Origin of the sequence: Escherichia sp. KS167_9B, from assembly GCF_030295215.1 — a bacterium.
GTDB lineage: Bacteria > Pseudomonadota > Gammaproteobacteria > Enterobacterales > Enterobacteriaceae > Escherichia > Escherichia coli_F.
Genome location: NZ_AP025754.1, coordinates 4789814 through 4806273 on the forward strand (window position 1 = coordinate 4789814; position 16460 = coordinate 4806273).

Genomic DNA, 16460 nt, shown 5'->3' on the forward strand with positions numbered 1-16460 from the left:
CCGCCCCGCAGGGCAGCAGGTCTGTGAAACAGTATAGAGATTCATCCGCGGAAAGGCTTTGCTTTTTGTCATTTATTCAACCCTTCAAGCGATTCAGATAGCGCCAGCTTAATCGGTTCAACAGCGAAGGTCAGTCCCTTTTCGCCGTTGTCCGCGACAACATAGCGCAGTGCACCTTCGGTCTCGGTGTAATAACGTTTGTTTTTCCCCGCCGTTAGTAGCGACTGCAGTTTTTTCTGGCTTTGTGTTTTGGTCATTAATGGGGTGAGTGTGCGGATCACCGCTGCCATGTATTCCTGAGCTTTCGCTTTCGCGGCTTTTTGCTCTGGCCCCTGGATAGGTAGCCAGGTCATTTGAATGCTTTTGATTTTTAAGGTACCGCGCTCCAGCGCTGTAGAAGCATACAAGTTCTCATTAATTTTACTTGCAGCACGAGTGAGATTGGCTTTGTCGGGACTGCTGTCGATGGCACGAAATTCGTTCAGTGGCAGGCTGGGGTTCTGGCTGTTAAAGTCTTCTCGAAACTGGCTGATGGAGAGATCGAAAGTAGGGGCTCCAGCCAGCAGATAAGGCGCGGTCGTTGCCGTACCTGGTGTTTGTGCATGCGCCGCTGTTGTAACGGTTAATGCAGAACATAAGAGAAAAAACAGCGTACACCCTGGCTTCATTGACAGTACCTTTTGTTATGACTGGCTCCGATTAAAACGATATCTGTCGCCCTTGTCAAAAGGGTAGAATCCCGGAAAAGACAACCATCAAGGAACTTACATGACCATACAGCAATGGTTATTTTCATTTAAAGGGCGTATTGGACGCCGTGATTTCTGGATTTGGATAGGCCTGTGGTTCGCAGGCATGCTGGTGCTTTTCTCACTGGCGGGTAAAAATTTACTCGATATTCAGACCGCGGCGTTTTGCCTTGTGTGCTTGCTTTGGCCAACAGCGGCAGTAACCGTTAAGCGCTTGCATGATCGCGGGCGTTCCGGCGCATGGGCATTTCTGATGATTGTGGCGTGGATGCTGCTGGCGGGTAACTGGGCGATTTTACCTGGTGTCTGGCAATGGGCGGTGGGGCGTTTTGTCCCGACGTTGATTCTGGTGATGATGCTTATCGATCTTGGTGCGTTTGTTGGCACACAAGGCGAAAATAAATATGGTAAAGACACTCAGGATGTGAAGTATAAAGCCGACAATAAATCAAGTAATTAACCTTTAATATATCTCTTACTGCTATTTTTTTTCCGGGTTTGTTATTTCCACGTTGAAAATGACAATGCCCGGAAAATCCTTCTGATCTCTTCACCTTAAGCAATATCAAAAAAAATGGTAATCCATAAGATCATTACTTGTTTGTTCTTCCCTTAACGGCGCATTATTCTTAAGTCGTAATCGACAGAGAGGCGAATATACAGAGGTGCCCTATGAAAGATGTCGTAGATAAATGCAGTACTAAAGGATGTGCGATTGATATCGGTACGGTGATTGATAACGACAACTGTACCAGTAAGTTTTCGCGCTTTTTTGCCACCCGCGAAGAAGCAGAGTCCTTTATGACTAAACTGAAAGAGCTTGCCGCCGCTGCATCCTCTGCGGATGAAGGGGCCAGCGTGGCCTATAAGATTAAGGATCTGGAGGGGCAAGTTGAGCTTGATGCGGCCTTCACCTTCTCATGCCAGGCCGAGATGATTATTTTTGAGTTATCACTGCGTTCGTTAGCTTGATGGAGTTGCTTTAGAAGGAGTTAAACATGGCTTATAAACACATTGGCGTGGCAATTTCCGGGAATGAAGAAGATGCCTTACTGGTGAATAAAGCCCTGGAGCTCGCCAGACATAATGACGCTCACCTGACGTTAATTCATATTGATGATGGCTTAAGCGAGTTGTATCCGGGTATCTACTTCCCTGCAACAGAGGATATTCTTCAATTGTTGAAGAATAAGTCGGATAACAAGCTGTATAAACTGACGAAAAATATTCAATGGCCGAAGACAAAACTGCGTATTGAACGTGGGGAAATGCCGGAAACACTGCTGGATATTATGCAACAAGAGCAGTGCGACCTCCTTGTCTGTGGTCATCACCACTCATTTATCAACCGTTTGATGCCAGCATACCGCGGGATGATCAATAAGTTGAAAGCGGATCTGCTCATCGTGCCGTTTATCGATAAGTAACCGCTTACCAGTAATGCTCCGCTGTCATATGGCCCGGTCGACGACGTAAATGTTTCGTCATCTGCCGGGTTTCTTTTAGCAACTGTTGCGTATCGCGAACCATCTGTGGATTGCCGCACAGCATCACATGGCTGGTTTCTTTATCCATCGGCAAGCCCACCGCACTTTCCAGTTCACCACTTTCAATTAACGCCGGTATTCGCCCGGTGAGCGAACCCGCCGCCGTTTCCCGACTGACCACCTTCTGAATGCGCAGTTTCCCTTCGTAGCGTTTTTCCAGTTCTTGCATCAGTGGCAGATAACTTAAGTCGGCGGCATAACGTGCGGCGTGAACCAGAACCAGATTTTTGAAGCGATCTAAATCTTTGCCCAGTTGCAGAATTGATAAATAAGGGCCAATCGCTGTACCGGTTGCCAGCATCCATAGCGTTTCGCAATCTGGTACTTCATCCAGCACAAAGAAGCCAGCTGCTTCGCTAACCACCTGCACTTCATCGCCCGGTTTCAGTGCCGCCAGTCGTGGGCTTAATTTGCCATCGGGGACGGTCACCAGGTAAAACTCCAGATCGGGATTATCAGGAGAGTTAACGTAGGAATAGGCACGCTGGACGCGTTCGCCGTCAATTTCAAGGCCTAGTTTGGTGAATTGCCCGGCAGTAAATGGAAGCACGGGAGCGTGAACGGTGAGACTAAACAGGGCGTCGGTCCAGTTCTGCACTTTAGTGACTTTGCCTGTTACCCAATCAGCCATGTTTTTCTCCTGTTTTGATTGACTTGCCTTATCTTCGTTCTCCGAACAAAAAAATTCCAGTCCCGAAGGACTGGAAGGCTCAATCGATCAAATCACTCAGAGAATGTGCACCTGCATTTCCGGGTCTTTACGATCCAGATAGTGGATGGATTGAATGCGACGAATGGTGCGTGATTTACCGCGGATCAGCAGTGTTTCGGTGGTGGCGATATTGCCTTTGCGGCTAATACCTGCCAGCAGATCACCTTTGGTGATGCCAGTGGCAGAAAAGATGACGTTGTCGCTGCGCGCCATATCGCCCAGACGCAACACTTTACCCGCTTCGATGCCCATCGCTTTGCAGCGCGCCAGCTCCTGCTCGCCAATGCGGCGATTTTCTTCGTTGTCGCCTTTGACGTCATGACGTGCCAGCAGACGACCATTCATGTCGCCATCTAATGCGCGGATCACCGCCGCAGAAACCACGCCTTCCGGCGCGCCACCAATACCGTACAGCACGTCAACTTCGCTGTCTGGCATACAGGTGAGAATTGAGGCTGCCACATCGCCATCCGGAATAGCAAATACGCGCACGCCGAGTTGCTGCATTTCTGCGATAACGGCATCGTGGCGCGGTTTTGCCAGAATCGTTACCGTCAGTTCGCTCAACGGTTTGCCGAGCGCCGCCGCAACATTGCGCAGGTTATCCGCCAGCGGCAGGTTCAGGTCAATGGTGCCTTTGGCTCCCGGTCCGACGATCAGCTTCTCCATATACATATCTGGCGCGTTGAGGAAGCAGCCTTTATCGCCTACTGCCAGCACCGCCAGCGCGTTAGCCTGGCCCATCGCTGTCATGCGCGTGCCTTCAATCGGATCAACAGCAATATCTACCGCATCGCCGCGACCGGTACCGACTTTTTCACCAATGTAGAGCATCGGCGCTTCGTCGATTTCACCTTCACCAATGACGATGGTACCGTCAATGTTGACCTGGTTGAGCATAATGCGCATGGCGTTAACCGCTGCGCCGTCCGCGGTGTTTTTATCGCCGCGTCCTAACCATTTGTAGCCAGCCAGCGCCGCAGATTCGGTGACGCGGGAAAATTCGATGGCAAGTTCTCGTCTCATAGCAAACTCTAAGCAGTAAGGAATGGCGCGAAGTGTAGCACAGGGGAAGGGCAGGATTATTGATGTGTGCGGGGGTTGCCCCCGCACGATTTCAGAGTCTACGACATGCCGGATGCGGCGTGAACGCCTTATACGGCCTACACAAAATGGCATCGGCTCGTAGGCCTGATAAGACGCGTAAGCGTCGCATCAGGCGATCAGTATCAGGCAATTGGTTCAGATGCCTGATATTACTCGTCGTGTTCTTCCCACGCCATCGCGCGTTTAACCGCTTTTTTCCAGCCAGCGTAACGGTAATTACGCTCGGTGGTTTCGATGCCAGGACGGAACTCGCGCTCAATCACCGCTTTCTCTTGCAGCTCGTCGAGGTTCTGCCAGAAGCCTACCGCCAGACCAGCAAGATAGGCCGCACCCAATGCGGTGACTTCGCGCACTTCCGGGCGCTCAACGCGCGTGCCGAGAATATCGGACTGGAACTGCATCAGGAAATTGTTCGCCACTGCGCCGCCATCCACGCGCAGGGCGTGCAGACGAATACCAGAATCGGCCTGCATCGCTTCCAGCACGTCACGCGTCTGATAAGCAATAGACTCCAGCGTCGCGCGTATAATGTGGTTAGCGTTCACTCCACGAGTCAGACCGAAGATCGCCCCGCGCGCATACGGATCCCAGTACGGCGCACCCAGCCCGGTAAACGCCGGAACCACATACACACCGTTGGTGTTTTGCACTTTCGTGGCAAAGTATTCGGAATCGTAGGCGTCGTTAATCAACTTCATCTCATCGCGCAGCCACTGAATGGATGCGCCCGCCATAAACACCGCACCTTCCAGCGCATAGTTTACTTCTCCGCTCGGGCCACAGGCGATGGTAGTCAGCAGACCGTTTTCTGATTTCACCGCTTTCTCGCCGGTGTTCATCAGCATAAAGCAGCCAGTGCCATAGGTGTTCTTCGCCATCCCTTCTTTCACGCACAACTGACCAAACAGCGCCGCCTGCTGGTCACCGGCGATCCCGGAGATTGGAATACGCGTGCCGCCTTTGCCGCCAATGTTAGTCTGACCGTACACTTCGGAAGAACGACGCACTTCTGGCAGCATCTCGCGCGGAATATCCAGCACTTCCAGCATTTTGTCGTCCCAGTCCAGGGTATGGATGTTGAACAACATGGTACGAGAGGCGTTGGTGTAATCGGTCACATGGACACGGCCCTGAGTCATTTTCCAGATAAGCCACGTATCAACCGTACCAAACAGCAATTCACCACGACGTGCACGCTCGCGAGAGCCTTCCACATGGTCGAGGATCCACTTCACTTTGGTGCCAGAGAAGTACGGGTCAATCACCAGACCGGTATTGCTGCGGATATAATCTTCTAAACCGTCACGTTTTAAATGCTCGCAGATTTCTGCGGTACGACGGCACTGCCAGACAATGGCGTTATAGATAGGCTTGCCGGTTTCTTTTTCCCAGACAATAGTGGTTTCACGCTGATTCGTAATACCGATAGCTGCAATTTGATCGGAACTGATATCGGCTTTCGCCAGCACTTCTACCAGCGTGGAGCTTTGGGTGGCCCAGATTTCCATTGGGTCGTGTTCTACCCAGCCTGGTTTTGGGTAGATTTGCTCAAATTCGCGCTGTGACACGCTAATGATATTGGCATCGTGATCCATTACGACCGCGCGGGAGCTGGTGGTGCCCTGGTCGAGCGCAACGATATATTTTTTTTCAGTCATGTTTAATTGTCCCGTAGTCATATTACAGCGAAGCTTTTTGTTCTGAAGGAGTTGTGGTCTCCTTTTCTTCCACAACACAGATATCGCAAGGCAAATGGCGACCAATCAGTTTGCGGTAGGCAAATGCACCTACAATCGCGCCAACGATAGGGCCAAAAAGCGGCACCAGGAAGTAAGGAATGTCTCTGCCGCCGGTAAAGGCGACATTGCCCCAGCCCGCCAGCCAGGCAAAGACTTTCGGACCGAAGTCACGCGCTGGGTTCATGGCAAAGCCCGTCAATGGGCCCATAGATGCGCCAATGACCGCAATCAGTAGACCAATCAGCAAGGGAGCTAAAGGGCCGCGTGGTACACCGTTGCCATCGTCCGTTAACGCCAGGATCAGCCCCATCAGAATAGCGGTAATCACCATCTCAACTGCGAAAGCCTGCACAAAATTGATATGAGGATTAGGGTAAGTAGAGAAAGTGCCAGCCAGATCAACACTTTCAACGCTGCCGCGAACAATGTGATGAGTCTGTTCGAAGTCGAAAAATAAATTGTAGTAAAGCCCGTAAACTAAAGCCGCAGCGCAGAAAGCGCCGGCAACTTGTGAAACGATGAAAGGAATAACTTTGCGCTTGTCGAAACAGGCAAACAGCCACAATGCAATGGTAACAGCGGGGTTAAGATGCGCGCCGGAAACCCCTGCGGTCAGGTAGATGGCCATTGCCACCCCCAGTCCCCAAATGACACTGATTTCCCACTGACCAAAAGACGCACCAGCGACTTTTAGTGCTGCAACGCAACCCACACCGAAAAAAATCAACAACCCGGTACCGAGGAATTCAGCAATGCACTGGCCTTTCAAGGTTGATGTTTGACTCATAATCGGATCCTGAAGAGTTAATGTTTGTTGTATGCGTGAAAGTCACGGACCTCCACGATGCTTGTAGGCATGCTGTAAACTTATCGTTAACGAGCAAAAACGAGAAATATCGAACTTAAAATGTGTGTGCTTCGTCATAAAATGAGCGTTATCGCGCCATTTATTCCATCTGATTGTACATGATGCATGTTTGTTAGATCATTCGCGCAACAAATTTATTAACATTTTCGATTTGCGTGGATTATGTCTCCAGGAGAAGGATGAAAAGTGTGGCAAACCGTAATCTGCAAGGCGTGCCGCTGGACAGCGATGGCGCGGCTTCATACAATCGGAGCTAACTAAAGTGCGCTCGTATTTATTAAGGCGTCACCGGTAATCGGGACGAGGATTTTTTATCCATCAACGCCTTGCAATTCAGGAGAGGTATGACAATGTCATTAGAAGTGTTTGAGAAACTGGAAGCAAAAGTACAGCAGGCGATTGATACCATCACTCTGTTGCAGATGGAAATCGAAGAGCTGAAAGAAAAAAACAACTCACTGTCGCAGGAAGTTCAAAATGCCCAGCATCAGCGCGAAGAGCTGGAGCGTGAGAACAACCATCTGAAAGAACAGCAGAACGGCTGGCAGGAACGTCTGCAGGCCCTGCTGGGTCGCATGGAAGAGGTTTAATCTCTTCCACGCAGAGGCGCCGCAAGGCGCCTTATTTTTTACTTCACTGCATTTTTAGCGGAAAGCATAATCTCCATCGCCTGTTGGCGATATTTATCTGCCGTATCTGGCGCCATTAATGCAATGATCCCCACAGCCCTGGGGGTGTCTTCAAGATAAACACTGATGGTTCTTTTCTGCTGACCATCAAAATTTATCAACACATCCTGATACTTACAGGTGAAATGTTTGGCATTACAATCATGAAACTGGAAGGCTTCCTCATTGTATTGATCCTTGAGATTGTCTCGCTGCTTCTTCTTTAACGCTTCCAGCGGGTCATCGGCGCTACGTCCTGCGGGCAGGCGGAAAGCAGAAATGAAGACGCTATTATCCTCACTTCTTATATCAATGGTTTTATTAGTACTAATGGAAACCGTATTCCAGTGTCGGTTCGGGATAGTCACTGTTATCGCAGCATTCTCAAAGGTATATTGCCACGGGGTAAACATACGAAACGTATTGCCGACTTTGGATAAAAGCAGGATTCCCAATACCCAACAGCACCCGCGAGTAAAACTGGCGAAGTTACGTTTTTTTTTAATAAATGCGCACAGAATACCTGACACAAGCACGGGAAGTAACAACGGCCCCAGAAATACTGAACCGATATACTCGCCAACCATGCCAGGATCTCCAGACAGTAGGTTGCTGTGCTGAAGATGACTAAGAAAAGTAGTTATTATCCATAGTATTAATAAGATAACGTATCTCATATCAATCCCTTATTATATAATACGTTCGCTACTAACGATGATTCATATCCCTATTCCCAGAATAGTTAATTTACCATATAGCATTAATTTTTAATGCTGCATATTTTTATGAAATGATTTATCGATAATTAATTTATATTGTCAGATGTGAACTATTGATATTTAAAATGAATTAAATAAAAACAAACGATAGTCTTTATGAATATTTTGCATATAAAAAAGGGGAATTTAATTCCCCTTTTAACGCATGGCAGGTACTTATTCAATATCCAGCGGATCTTCTGAAAGAATAATTCCGGTATTGTCGGCATAAAGATGGTCACCGGAGAAGAAGGTGACGCCGCCAAAATTAACGCGGACATCGCTTTCGCCAATGCCTTCGCCAGCGGCACCGACTGGAATTGCTGCCATCGCCTGGATGCCGATATCCAGCTCTTCCAGGTCATCTACCTGACGCACCGCGCCGTAAATGACCAGGCCTTCCCATTCATTTTGTACTGCCAGACGCGCCAGCTCAGCATCGACCAGTGCGCGACGAACAGAACCACCGCCATCAACGACGAGAACACGACCACGGCCATTCTGTTCGAGCAGATCGTACAGCAACCCGTTGTCCTCGAAACATTTTACCGTGATTATTTGTCCGCCAAACGACGCCCGTCCGCCAAAGTTGGAGAACAGCGGTTCCACGACGTTAACATCTTCTTGATAGATGTCACAAAGCTCGGAAGTATCGTATTTCATAGGCTTAACATTCAGTTGCTGCGAGAATTTTCAGTATATCGCGCTATGTGGGCTGTTGGCAAAATCATCAATTGTTAATTGATATTTGTCAGTTATGCTGCCCACTGGCTTAGGAATATCCCTAAAACAAACAGCAGGTTAGTCAGTAACGCTCCCTTGACAGTGCGTTCCAGCATCGGTCGCATCGCCACCGGGTCCATTTCCCGCATCACATAACGGGCTTGCTTCACCAGTAATGGTGCCGCCAGCAGGAACAGCCAGCCCCACAGGCTATGCAGTGAAAAGAGATTAAACAGCGCCAGACACACCAGAGAGCCCATCAGCAGGCAGGCATGATAACGACGCGCGTTCACTTCACCTAAGCGCACCACCAGCGTGTTTTTGCCATTTTCGCGGTCGCTATTGATATCACGCAGGTTATTAATGTTCAGTACTGCCGTTGCCAGCAGGCCGCATGCGGTTGCCGGAAGGATCAGTGCCGGAATCAATGTATGAGCCTGTAAATACCAGCTGCCCATGACGCTCAACCAGCCAAAGAAAACCAGTACGGAAATATCACCCAGACCGATATAACCATAAGGACGATTGCCCACGGTGTAGGTGATAGCGGCAATGATCGACAACCCGCCAAGAATCAGGAAACCGACAAAATCGGCCAGCGTATGGCACGCCACTGCAACCAGTGCCAGCCCGGAGAGACAGATGAGCACGACGGTAATAATGAGCGCCCGTTTCATCTCTTGCTGGGTAATGACCCCTTTTTGCATGCCACGTAGCGGGCCAATGCGGTCAGGTTTATCGCTGCCTTTTACTGCATCGCCGTAATCATTAGCGAGGTTAGAGAGAATTTGAAGCAGTCCGGCGGTAATCAGTGCCAGCAGGGCGACCAGCGGATCGAAGTGACCTTGCCACCATGCCAGCGCCGTCCCGACGATAATTGCAGCAAAGGCGAGGGGGAGGGTTTTAGGTCGTAAACTTTCCAGCCACGCCTGAGTTCGGCTAATTTGTTGTTCAGTCATAATACGCGCCAATAAAAATGGGGCCTTTCAGCCCCATCAAACAATGATGAAAATGATTGAACGCGATTATAGGATAAAACGGCTCAGATCTTCATCTGCCACCAACGCATCCAGATGTTTGCTCACATAATCTGCGTCAATAGTGATGGTTTGACCGCTTAAATCGCTGGCGTCGTAGGAAATCTCTTCCATTAAACGCTCCAGAACAGTATGTAAACGACGAGCACCGATGTTTTCGGTAGATTCGTTCACCTGCCATGCTGCTTCCGCGATCCGCTTAATACCGGAGTCGGTGAACTCGATATTTACGCCTTCAGTCGCCATCAATGCTTTGTACTGCACGGTGATAGAGGCATTCGGTTCGGTCAGAATACGCTCGAAGTCGCTGGTGGTCAGTGCCTGCAGTTCAACTCGGATTGGCAGACGACCTTGCAGTTCCGGGATCAGGTCAGACGGTTTCGCAATCTGGAACGCGCCAGAAGCGATAAACAGAATGTGGTCAGTTTTGACCATCCCGTGTTTGGTGGAAACGGTGCAACCTTCTACCAGCGGCAGCAGGTCACGCTGAACACCTTCACGAGAAACATCCGGACCGGAAGACTCGCCGCGCTTACAGATTTTGTCGATTTCGTCGATAAACACGATCCCGTGCTGCTCAACAGCGTCGATAGCATCTTGCTTCAGCTCTTCCGGGTTCACCAGTTTCGCCGCTTCTTCTTCAATCAGCAGCTTCATGGCGTCTTTGATTTTCAGCTTACGCGCTTTTTGCTTCTGACCGCCCAGGTTCTGGAACATGGACTGCAGCTGGCTGGTCATCTCTTCCATTCCCGGAGGCGCCATAATTTCAACGCCCATCGGTGCTGCGGCAAGATCGATCTCGATTTCTTTGTCATCGAGCTGGCCTTCACGCAGTTTTTTGCGGAATGCCTGACGAGCAGCGGACGGTTCCTGCTGTTGTTCGGTCTGTCCCCAGTTGTTTTTAGCCGGTGGGATCAGCACGTCGAGAATACGTTCTTCTGCCAGTTCTTCAGCGCGATAACGGTTTTTCTCAATAGCCTGGACGCGTACCATTTTCACGGCGGCATCGGTCAGATCGCGGATAATAGAATCCACTTCCTTACCTACATAGCCCACTTCGGTGAATTTGGTCGCTTCAACTTTAATGAACGGCGCATTCGCCAGCTTAGCCAGACGACGAGCGATTTCAGTTTTACCGACACCGGTCGGGCCGATCATCAGGATATTTTTCGGGGTCACTTCATGGCGCAGCTCTTCGTTAAGCTGCATGCGACGCCAGCGGTTACGCAGTGCAATCGCCACGGAACGCTTGGCGTTGTCCTGGCCGATGATGTGCTTATCCAGTTCGCTGACGATTTCGCGTGGGGTCATTTCAGACATGGGAGATCCTTACGCTTTGTAGCTTAATTCTTCGATGGTGTGGAAATGGTTGGTATAGATGCAAATGTCGCCTGCAATATCCAACGCCTTTTCAGCAATTTCACGGGCGCTTAGTTCAGTGTTTTCTAACAGCGCGCGCGCCGCAGCCTGGGCGTAAGGGCCGCCGGAGCCGATAGCAATAAGATCGTTTTCTGGCTGCACCACGTCACCGTTACCGGTGATGATCAGTGAAGCGGTTTCATCCGCGACTGCCAGCAGTGCTTCAAGTTTGCGTAACATGCGATCGGTACGCCAGTCTTTTGCCAGCTCAACGGCGGCTTTGACCAGATGGCCCTGATGCATTTCCAGTTTACGTTCAAACAGTTCGAACAGCGTAAAAGCATCCGCAGTACCGCCCGCAAAGCCCGCGATGACTTTGTCGTTGTACAGACGGCGGACTTTTTTCACGTTACCTTTCATTACGGTATTGCCCAACGTGGCCTGACCATCACCAGCGATGACCACATGGCCGTTACGGCGTACGCTTACTATAGTTGTCACGAGCTGACCCCTTGGTTACGAATACAGAGTACAAACCCCGTACAAAAGTACGGGGCATAATGCAATTATAGATGGGGGGGATTTTGAGGGTTTCAACCCCCGGTAGCGAGTCGAATACAGTTTGTATGACCCGCCATCTTCAGGCGATTCAGGGTGCCGTCGGCATTTTCTTTCCCTTTAATCGGGCCAATCACCACACGATTCCAGCCATTGTTGGTGGTAATTTTCGAGTCAAAGCCTTCGAACGCCAGCTGAGCACGTACCGTCTCTGCCTGTTCCGCGCCTCGGAACGAACCGCACTGTACCATCCAGCGCCGCTCGTCTTTTTTCTCCGCCGTCTGTTTTGGCGCGTCAGCGGCCCGGCTAACAGGCGCGACTTGCTGTGACTTCGGCTGCGCCGCGGCAGTGTGTGCTGGCGTTTGCAGGAGATCCTGGTACGGCTGCTGAGCCGCCTGGCGAGTCTGCTGCGTCTGGCGCGGTGGTTGCTGCGCTTGCGTGGTACGCGGTTGTTGATATGCCTGCTCAGCCTGACGCTGCTGCTGTTGAGCCGCCTGAATCTGACGCTGTTGTGCCTGACGTTGAAGCGTTTGCTGACGCTGTTCCGGCGTCTGTTCATTCCACGGAACTTCAACCAGCTGCGTTGGCTGCTGGCGCATATCGGCCTGCATTTGTTCAAGAAGCTGACGTTGTTCTGGTGTCAGTTGCTCCGGCGTTTTCACTTCACCACCGGCAGACGGTTCTGTTGGTGCACGCACACCCGGCTGGCGACTTTCCAGCTCTTTAATGTAGCGCCAGCGTTCTTCTGGTTTCGGTGGTAATCCGTTTCCGGTCACTTTCTGGCTTTGCAGCGTCTCGGACTCTTCTTTCTTGTGATGCGTAATGAAGTACAGACCACCGATAAAGGTCACAAGAACGGCGGCAGCAATAGCGACCATTGCGGGAGAAACCGCAGGCAGATTTCGTTGCTTTTTCCGTGAGGTGCTTTTTTTTCGCCGCGAAGGTGCCGGTTGGCTGCGGCGTACATAATCTCGTTGTGCCACTATCGTTTCGCTGTATTTATTCGTTCGTCAGCCCGCCATGTTACTTAAGCGGCGGGCCTTTGACCAGTCACGGCAGTCTTAAAGGTTTACTTTAAGGTAACGCGCGCGTTGATCCCCGGATGATAAGTTCGCAGTCCATTAAACGAGAGCCACTGCCAACGTGTTGCCCCTGCATTTGATCAAGCAATAACAGCATAGCTTCCCGACCGATTTCGTAACGCGGCTGCGCGATGGTTGTCAGCGGCGGATCACAAAATTGCGTCAGGTCGATGTTATCAAAACCGATTATGGAAAGGTCTTCCGGGACTTTCAGCCCCTGGCGTTTTGCCTGAGAAAGTGCGCCGAGCGCCATCACATCACTATGGCAGAAGACAGCAGTAGGCGGTTGTGGAAGATCAAGCAGCTGTTGCATTGCTTTGCTTCCGGCTTCGAAGGTGAAGTCGCCACGGGCGATGTATTGCGGATCAACCATAATGCCGCAGCGACGCAGCGCCTGAACGTAGCCTTGCAGGCGGTAGTGACACAGCGGCATCTCTTCGGGACCGGCTATACAGCCAATCCGTTTATGCCCTTGCTCATATAAATAATTTACTGCATCAAATGCGGCGGTCAGATTGTCGATATGAACTGTTGGTAGCTCCAGTTCCGGTGCAAATTCGTTCGCCATCACCATCGGCGGCAGATTACGCTGTTCCTCAATGCTGGCATCAAACGGCAGCCTTGAACCCAGCAGCAACATGCCATCAATTTGCTTGGTGATGATCAAATCGATAAAGGTTTTTTCCTGCTGATTTTGATGCGCACAGTCGCCAATCAGCACCAGATATCCGTGATTTGCCGCCGTAACTTCGATACCGCGAATAATTTCGCTAAAGAAGGGATCGCAGATATCCGGGACAATCACCAGAATGGTACGGGATTCATTACGCTTGACGTTGCGCCCCATAGGCTGCGGCAAATAACCTACTTCCCGGGCCGCTTTTTCAACCCGATTACGGGTGGCCTGGGAGACTTTATCGGGATTCATTAATGCTCGGGAGACGGTCGCTGTAGAGACTTTTGCCTTCAGGGCAACGTCTTTCATGGTCGCGGCAGTTTCCTGCTTCTTCGCTTTCACACTCACTCCTCGCCCGGCACGGCAGGCGTACTACTTCCATGTTTACTTCACATCGGCAACATTTTTAGCAGATAGCGCGTGAAAACGGTTACAGAATTTTCATGAAAAGTGTGATGAATATTGAATTTTTCGATCCGCCTCGCATCGTTTGCGCATTAGCCCTCGATGGGATCGACATCCAGCACCCATTTCACCTTACGGGAATCCGGTATTGTATTGATGAGCGCCAGCGTACCACTAATGATGTGTTGCAAGCGCACGCGGGAAGGGTGCTGCAACAATATCTGCCAGCGCCAGCGGCCACCACGCTTAGGGGCCAGTGCCGGAACCGGACCGAGAACCCACAGTTTGTCGTCTGCAAGCGGGCTGGCGAGGATCAGATTACGCAACTGTTGCAGGAACAGCGGCGCGTGCTGATTGTTATGATCTTCCGCACGCACAATCACATGGCTGGTCCACGGCGGCAGTTGCATCATGCGTCGTTCAGCCAGCGCCTGTTCGGCAAAGGCGTCGTAGCCTTTATAGAGCAATGTTTGCAACAGAGGATGTTCCGGATGGTGCGTTTGCAGCACCACTTCACCCTGTTTACCCGCACGCCCGGCACGACCGGCGACCTGGGTGTAAACCTGGGCGAAACGCTCTGCCGAGCGAAAATCGGCAGAAAACAGCGCGCCGTCTACGTCCAGTAATGCCACCAGCGTCACATCCGGAAAGTGGTGACCTTTCGCCAGCATTTGCGTGCCGATCAAAATCCTCGCACCGCCGCGATGTACTTCCGCCAGTTGTTGTTCCAGCGCCCCTTTGCGGCTGGTGGTATCGCGGTCGATACGAGAAATGGGCACACCAGGGAACATTGGCGCGAGCGTCTGTTCAAGCTGTTCGGTGCCCAGCCCCACGGGTACCAGGTGCGTGGAGCCGCAGGAAGGGCACTGGCGCGGCACCGGGCGTTGGCTGTCACAGTGGTGACAGCGCAAATGCTGTTGCGCCTGATGCAGCGTGTAGTAGTGATCGCAACGTGGGCATTCGGCAATCCAGCCGCAGTCGTGGCACAGCAAGGCAGGCGCAAAGCCACGGCGGTTAAGAAAGAGGATAACCTGGTTGTCGGCCTGTAAATGCTGGCGCATACGGGTGATTAACGCCGGAGCCAGACCAGCCTGCACCTTCTGACCTTTTAAATCCAGCACGTGTTGAATTGCCGGACGCGCATTCCCTGCCCGACGGGTCAGGCGTAGCAGGCGGTATTTTTTCTGCTGGACGTTGCATAATGTTTCCAGCGCGGGCGTTGCGGAGCCAAGAATAATCGGGATTTGCTCGCTGTGCGCACGATACACCGCCAGGTCGCGGGCATGATAGCGCCAGCCTTCCTGCTGTTTGTAGGAACTGTCGTGCTCTTCATCAATGACAATCACACCGAGATTTTTAAACGGCGTAAACAGCGCGGAGCGGGTGCCGATCACAATCGCCGCCTCACCATTTTTCGCTTTCAACCACGCCGAAAGACGCTCGCTGTCGTTCAGGCCGGAATGCAGAACTTCCACTGGCGCATTAAACCGCTCACGAAAACGGGCAATAGTTTGCGGTGTCAGGCCGATTTCCGGCACCATCACCAGCGCCTGTTTGCCCTGAGCGAGCACGTTTTCCAGCACGCTTAAATAGACTTCCGTTTTACCGGAACCGGTAACACCCGCCAGCAGCCAGGCAGAAAAAGTATCTGCCGCGCTATGAATTGCGCCAACGGCGGTGGCCTGTTCGGTATTCAATCGCAACCGTTCACCAGAAACGGCATAGTTCGTGCGCCAGTCGCTAAACTCTGGTGTTTCACTTGCTAAATCACACAGACCTTTTTTGCGCAGCGCCTGCAACGCGGCATCATTAAATTCGAGCGTGGCAACCTGATCACGCCAGATTTTGCCTTGCCGTAACGCTGCCAGCGCCTGTTGTTGCTTGGGTGAGCGTTTCAGGCTGTTCAGATCCACCGCCTGACCTTGTTCAGTGGCAAACCAGTACCACATCGGCGCGTTCGCCGCAGGCCGCCCCTGGCGTAGTAAAATCGGCAAGGCATGAAACAGCACATCGCCAATCGGATGATGATAGTAATCTGCGGCCCAGAGCAGTAATCGCCAGACGGAGTGAGTAAATACCGGCTCAACGTCCAGCACTTCAACTACCGCTTTCAGCTCGTTAAGCGGCAGCTCGCTGACATCGCTAACTGACACCACAACCCCGATGCGCTCCTGCTGTTTGCCAAACGGCACGCGCACGCGACACCCGGCTTTAACCGTCATGCCTTCTGGCAGCAGATAGTCAAAGGTACGAGGAAGCGGAACGGGCAAGGCAACGTGGGCAACGGGCATAGCATCATCCTGACTTGAAATTCGGTGGGTTAGTATACACATTGCCGTAGAAGAGTGCGGATCAGTTTGCATACGCTGGTTAATTTCTGTATGATTTCGCGCCTTCGTACGAAATGATCGTATTGAAGCTATACTTTTAACATCGCGTGGTGTCTGGCGTTAGGGCTGGAAGAGCGACGCG

At 51.4% G+C, this 16460-nt stretch carries 17 protein-coding genes; 4 read left to right on the forward strand and 13 right to left on the reverse strand.

The features are described 5' to 3' along the window. Window positions 1-68: 68 nt before the first annotated feature. Window positions 69-668, reverse strand: coding sequence for a YiiQ family protein (locus QUE34_RS23920; protein ID WP_032304227.1), 600 nt, complete (start codon window positions 666-668; stop codon window positions 69-71). Between the two features lie 100 nt (window positions 669-768). Here QUE34_RS23920 and QUE34_RS23925 point away from each other — a divergent pair, with 100 nt between their 5' ends. The 3 genes from QUE34_RS23925 (at window position 769) to uspD (ending at window position 2176) form a co-directional block, all read left to right on the forward strand. Continuing rightward, window positions 769-1209 carry a DUF805 domain-containing protein gene (locus tag QUE34_RS23925; RefSeq protein WP_000155257.1) on the forward strand — a complete coding sequence of 147 codons (441 nt, stop codon included), beginning with the start codon at window positions 769-771 and terminating at the stop codon, window positions 1207-1209. Window positions 1210-1421: 212 nt separating this feature from the next. After that, the gene (locus QUE34_RS23930) at window positions 1422-1721 is read left to right on the forward strand and encodes a DUF406 domain-containing protein (RefSeq protein WP_000655986.1); all 300 of its coding nucleotides are present in this window, start codon (window positions 1422-1424) and stop codon (window positions 1719-1721) included. 26 nt (window positions 1722-1747) lie between these two features. After that, complete coding sequence (uspD, locus tag QUE34_RS23935) at window positions 1748-2176, forward strand: universal stress protein UspD (protein WP_000323553.1); 429 nt, start codon at window positions 1748-1750, stop codon at window positions 2174-2176. 4 nt (window positions 2177-2180) lie between these two features. On the opposite strand, the gene fpr is transcribed toward uspD, so the two are convergent. The 4 genes from fpr to glpF all read right to left on the reverse strand — a co-directional run bounded on the left by fpr (window position 2181) and on the right by glpF (window position 6641). Continuing rightward, the gene (fpr, locus tag QUE34_RS23940; RefSeq protein ID WP_032304228.1) at window positions 2181-2927 is read right to left on the reverse strand and encodes a ferredoxin--NADP(+) reductase; all 747 of its coding nucleotides are present in this window, start codon (window positions 2925-2927) and stop codon (window positions 2181-2183) included. A 96-nt stretch (window positions 2928-3023) separates the two neighbouring features. Further along, entirely contained in the window at window positions 3024-4034 is a 1011-nt protein-coding gene (glpX, locus tag QUE34_RS23945; RefSeq protein WP_105268571.1) for a class II fructose-bisphosphatase, read from the reverse strand. A 230-nt stretch (window positions 4035-4264) separates the two neighbouring features. After that, window positions 4265-5773 (reverse strand): glycerol kinase GlpK, encoded by a 1509-nt coding sequence (gene glpK, locus QUE34_RS23950; protein WP_032185630.1) that lies wholly within the window; start codon window positions 5771-5773, stop codon window positions 4265-4267. A 22-nt stretch (window positions 5774-5795) separates the two neighbouring features. Then, on the reverse strand, window positions 5796-6641 hold the full coding sequence (glpF, locus tag QUE34_RS23955; protein WP_000084268.1) for a glycerol uptake facilitator protein GlpF: 846 nt from the start codon (window positions 6639-6641) through the stop codon (window positions 5796-5798). A 425-nt stretch (window positions 6642-7066) separates the two neighbouring features. On the opposite strand from glpF, the gene zapB reads away from it, so the two are divergent. Beyond that, window positions 7067-7312: a septal ring assembly protein ZapB gene (gene zapB / locus QUE34_RS23960; protein WP_001296623.1), complete on the forward strand. Its 246-nt coding sequence runs from the start codon at window positions 7067-7069 to the stop codon at window positions 7310-7312. Window positions 7313-7350: 38 nt separating this feature from the next. Here zapB and QUE34_RS23965 read toward each other — a convergent pair whose 3' ends face one another. From QUE34_RS23965 to priA, 8 genes are all read right to left on the reverse strand, one after another. Beyond that, a complete protein-coding gene (locus tag QUE34_RS23965) occupies window positions 7351-7977 on the reverse strand; it encodes a hypothetical protein (RefSeq protein WP_123057342.1) in 627 nt (208 codons plus the stop codon). A gap of 348 nt (window positions 7978-8325) precedes the next feature. Then, window positions 8326-8811, reverse strand: a complete 486-nt coding sequence (gene rraA, locus QUE34_RS23970; protein WP_000872908.1) for a ribonuclease E activity regulator RraA — start codon at window positions 8809-8811, stop codon at window positions 8326-8328. 92 nt (window positions 8812-8903) lie between these two features. Beyond that, window positions 8904-9830 (reverse strand): 1,4-dihydroxy-2-naphthoate polyprenyltransferase, encoded by a 927-nt coding sequence (gene menA, locus QUE34_RS23975; RefSeq protein WP_000139496.1) that lies wholly within the window; start codon window positions 9828-9830, stop codon window positions 8904-8906. A gap of 66 nt (window positions 9831-9896) precedes the next feature. Continuing rightward, window positions 9897-11228: an ATP-dependent protease ATPase subunit HslU gene (gene hslU, locus QUE34_RS23980; RefSeq protein ID WP_001293344.1), complete on the reverse strand. Its 1332-nt coding sequence runs from the start codon at window positions 11226-11228 to the stop codon at window positions 9897-9899. A gap of 9 nt (window positions 11229-11237) precedes the next feature. Beyond that, on the reverse strand, window positions 11238-11768 hold the full coding sequence (gene hslV, locus QUE34_RS23985) for an ATP-dependent protease subunit HslV (RefSeq protein ID WP_000208242.1): 531 nt from the start codon (window positions 11766-11768) through the stop codon (window positions 11238-11240). A gap of 92 nt (window positions 11769-11860) precedes the next feature. Beyond that, window positions 11861-12808, reverse strand: coding sequence for a cell division protein FtsN (gene ftsN / locus QUE34_RS23990; protein ID WP_032304230.1), 948 nt, complete (start codon window positions 12806-12808; stop codon window positions 11861-11863). A 91-nt stretch (window positions 12809-12899) separates the two neighbouring features. Next, the gene (gene cytR, locus QUE34_RS23995) at window positions 12900-13925 is read right to left on the reverse strand and encodes a DNA-binding transcriptional regulator CytR (RefSeq protein WP_000644904.1); all 1026 of its coding nucleotides are present in this window, start codon (window positions 13923-13925) and stop codon (window positions 12900-12902) included. Window positions 13926-14080: 155 nt separating this feature from the next. Next, window positions 14081-16279: a primosomal protein N' gene (gene priA, locus QUE34_RS24000; protein WP_032304231.1), complete on the reverse strand. Its 2199-nt coding sequence runs from the start codon at window positions 16277-16279 to the stop codon at window positions 14081-14083. Between the last annotated feature and the right edge of the window lie 181 nt (window positions 16280-16460).

What these genes read in the sequence shown, in the direction of transcription:
- QUE34_RS23920 (WP_032304227.1), bottom strand. Translation starts at nt 668, where the DNA reads ATGAAGCCAGGGTGTACGCTGTTTTTTCTCTTATGTTCTGCATTAACC.
- QUE34_RS23925 (WP_000155257.1), top strand. Translation starts at nt 769, where the DNA reads ATGACCATACAGCAATGGTTATTTTCATTTAAAGGGCGTATTGGACGC.
- QUE34_RS23930 (WP_000655986.1), top strand. Translation starts at nt 1,422, where the DNA reads ATGAAAGATGTCGTAGATAAATGCAGTACTAAAGGATGTGCGATTGAT.
- uspD (WP_000323553.1), top strand. Translation starts at nt 1,748, where the DNA reads ATGGCTTATAAACACATTGGCGTGGCAATTTCCGGGAATGAAGAAGAT.
- fpr (WP_032304228.1), bottom strand. Translation starts at nt 2,927, where the DNA reads ATGGCTGATTGGGTAACAGGCAAAGTCACTAAAGTGCAGAACTGGACC.
- glpX (WP_105268571.1), bottom strand. Translation starts at nt 4,034, where the DNA reads ATGAGACGAGAACTTGCCATCGAATTTTCCCGCGTCACCGAATCTGCG.
- glpK (WP_032185630.1), bottom strand. Translation starts at nt 5,773, where the DNA reads ATGACTGAAAAAAAATATATCGTTGCGCTCGACCAGGGCACCACCAGC.
- glpF (WP_000084268.1), bottom strand. Translation starts at nt 6,641, where the DNA reads ATGAGTCAAACATCAACCTTGAAAGGCCAGTGCATTGCTGAATTCCTC.
- zapB (WP_001296623.1), top strand. Translation starts at nt 7,067, where the DNA reads ATGACAATGTCATTAGAAGTGTTTGAGAAACTGGAAGCAAAAGTACAG.
- QUE34_RS23965 (WP_123057342.1), bottom strand. Translation starts at nt 7,977, where the DNA reads ATGGTTGGCGAGTATATCGGTTCAGTATTTCTGGGGCCGTTGTTACTT.
- rraA (WP_000872908.1), bottom strand. Translation starts at nt 8,811, where the DNA reads ATGAAATACGATACTTCCGAGCTTTGTGACATCTATCAAGAAGATGTT.
- menA (WP_000139496.1), bottom strand. Translation starts at nt 9,830, where the DNA reads ATGACTGAACAACAAATTAGCCGAACTCAGGCGTGGCTGGAAAGTTTA.
- hslU (WP_001293344.1), bottom strand. Translation starts at nt 11,228, where the DNA reads ATGTCTGAAATGACCCCACGCGAAATCGTCAGCGAACTGGATAAGCAC.
- priA (WP_032304231.1), bottom strand. Translation starts at nt 16,279, where the DNA reads ATGCCCGTTGCCCACGTTGCCTTGCCCGTTCCGCTTCCTCGTACCTTT.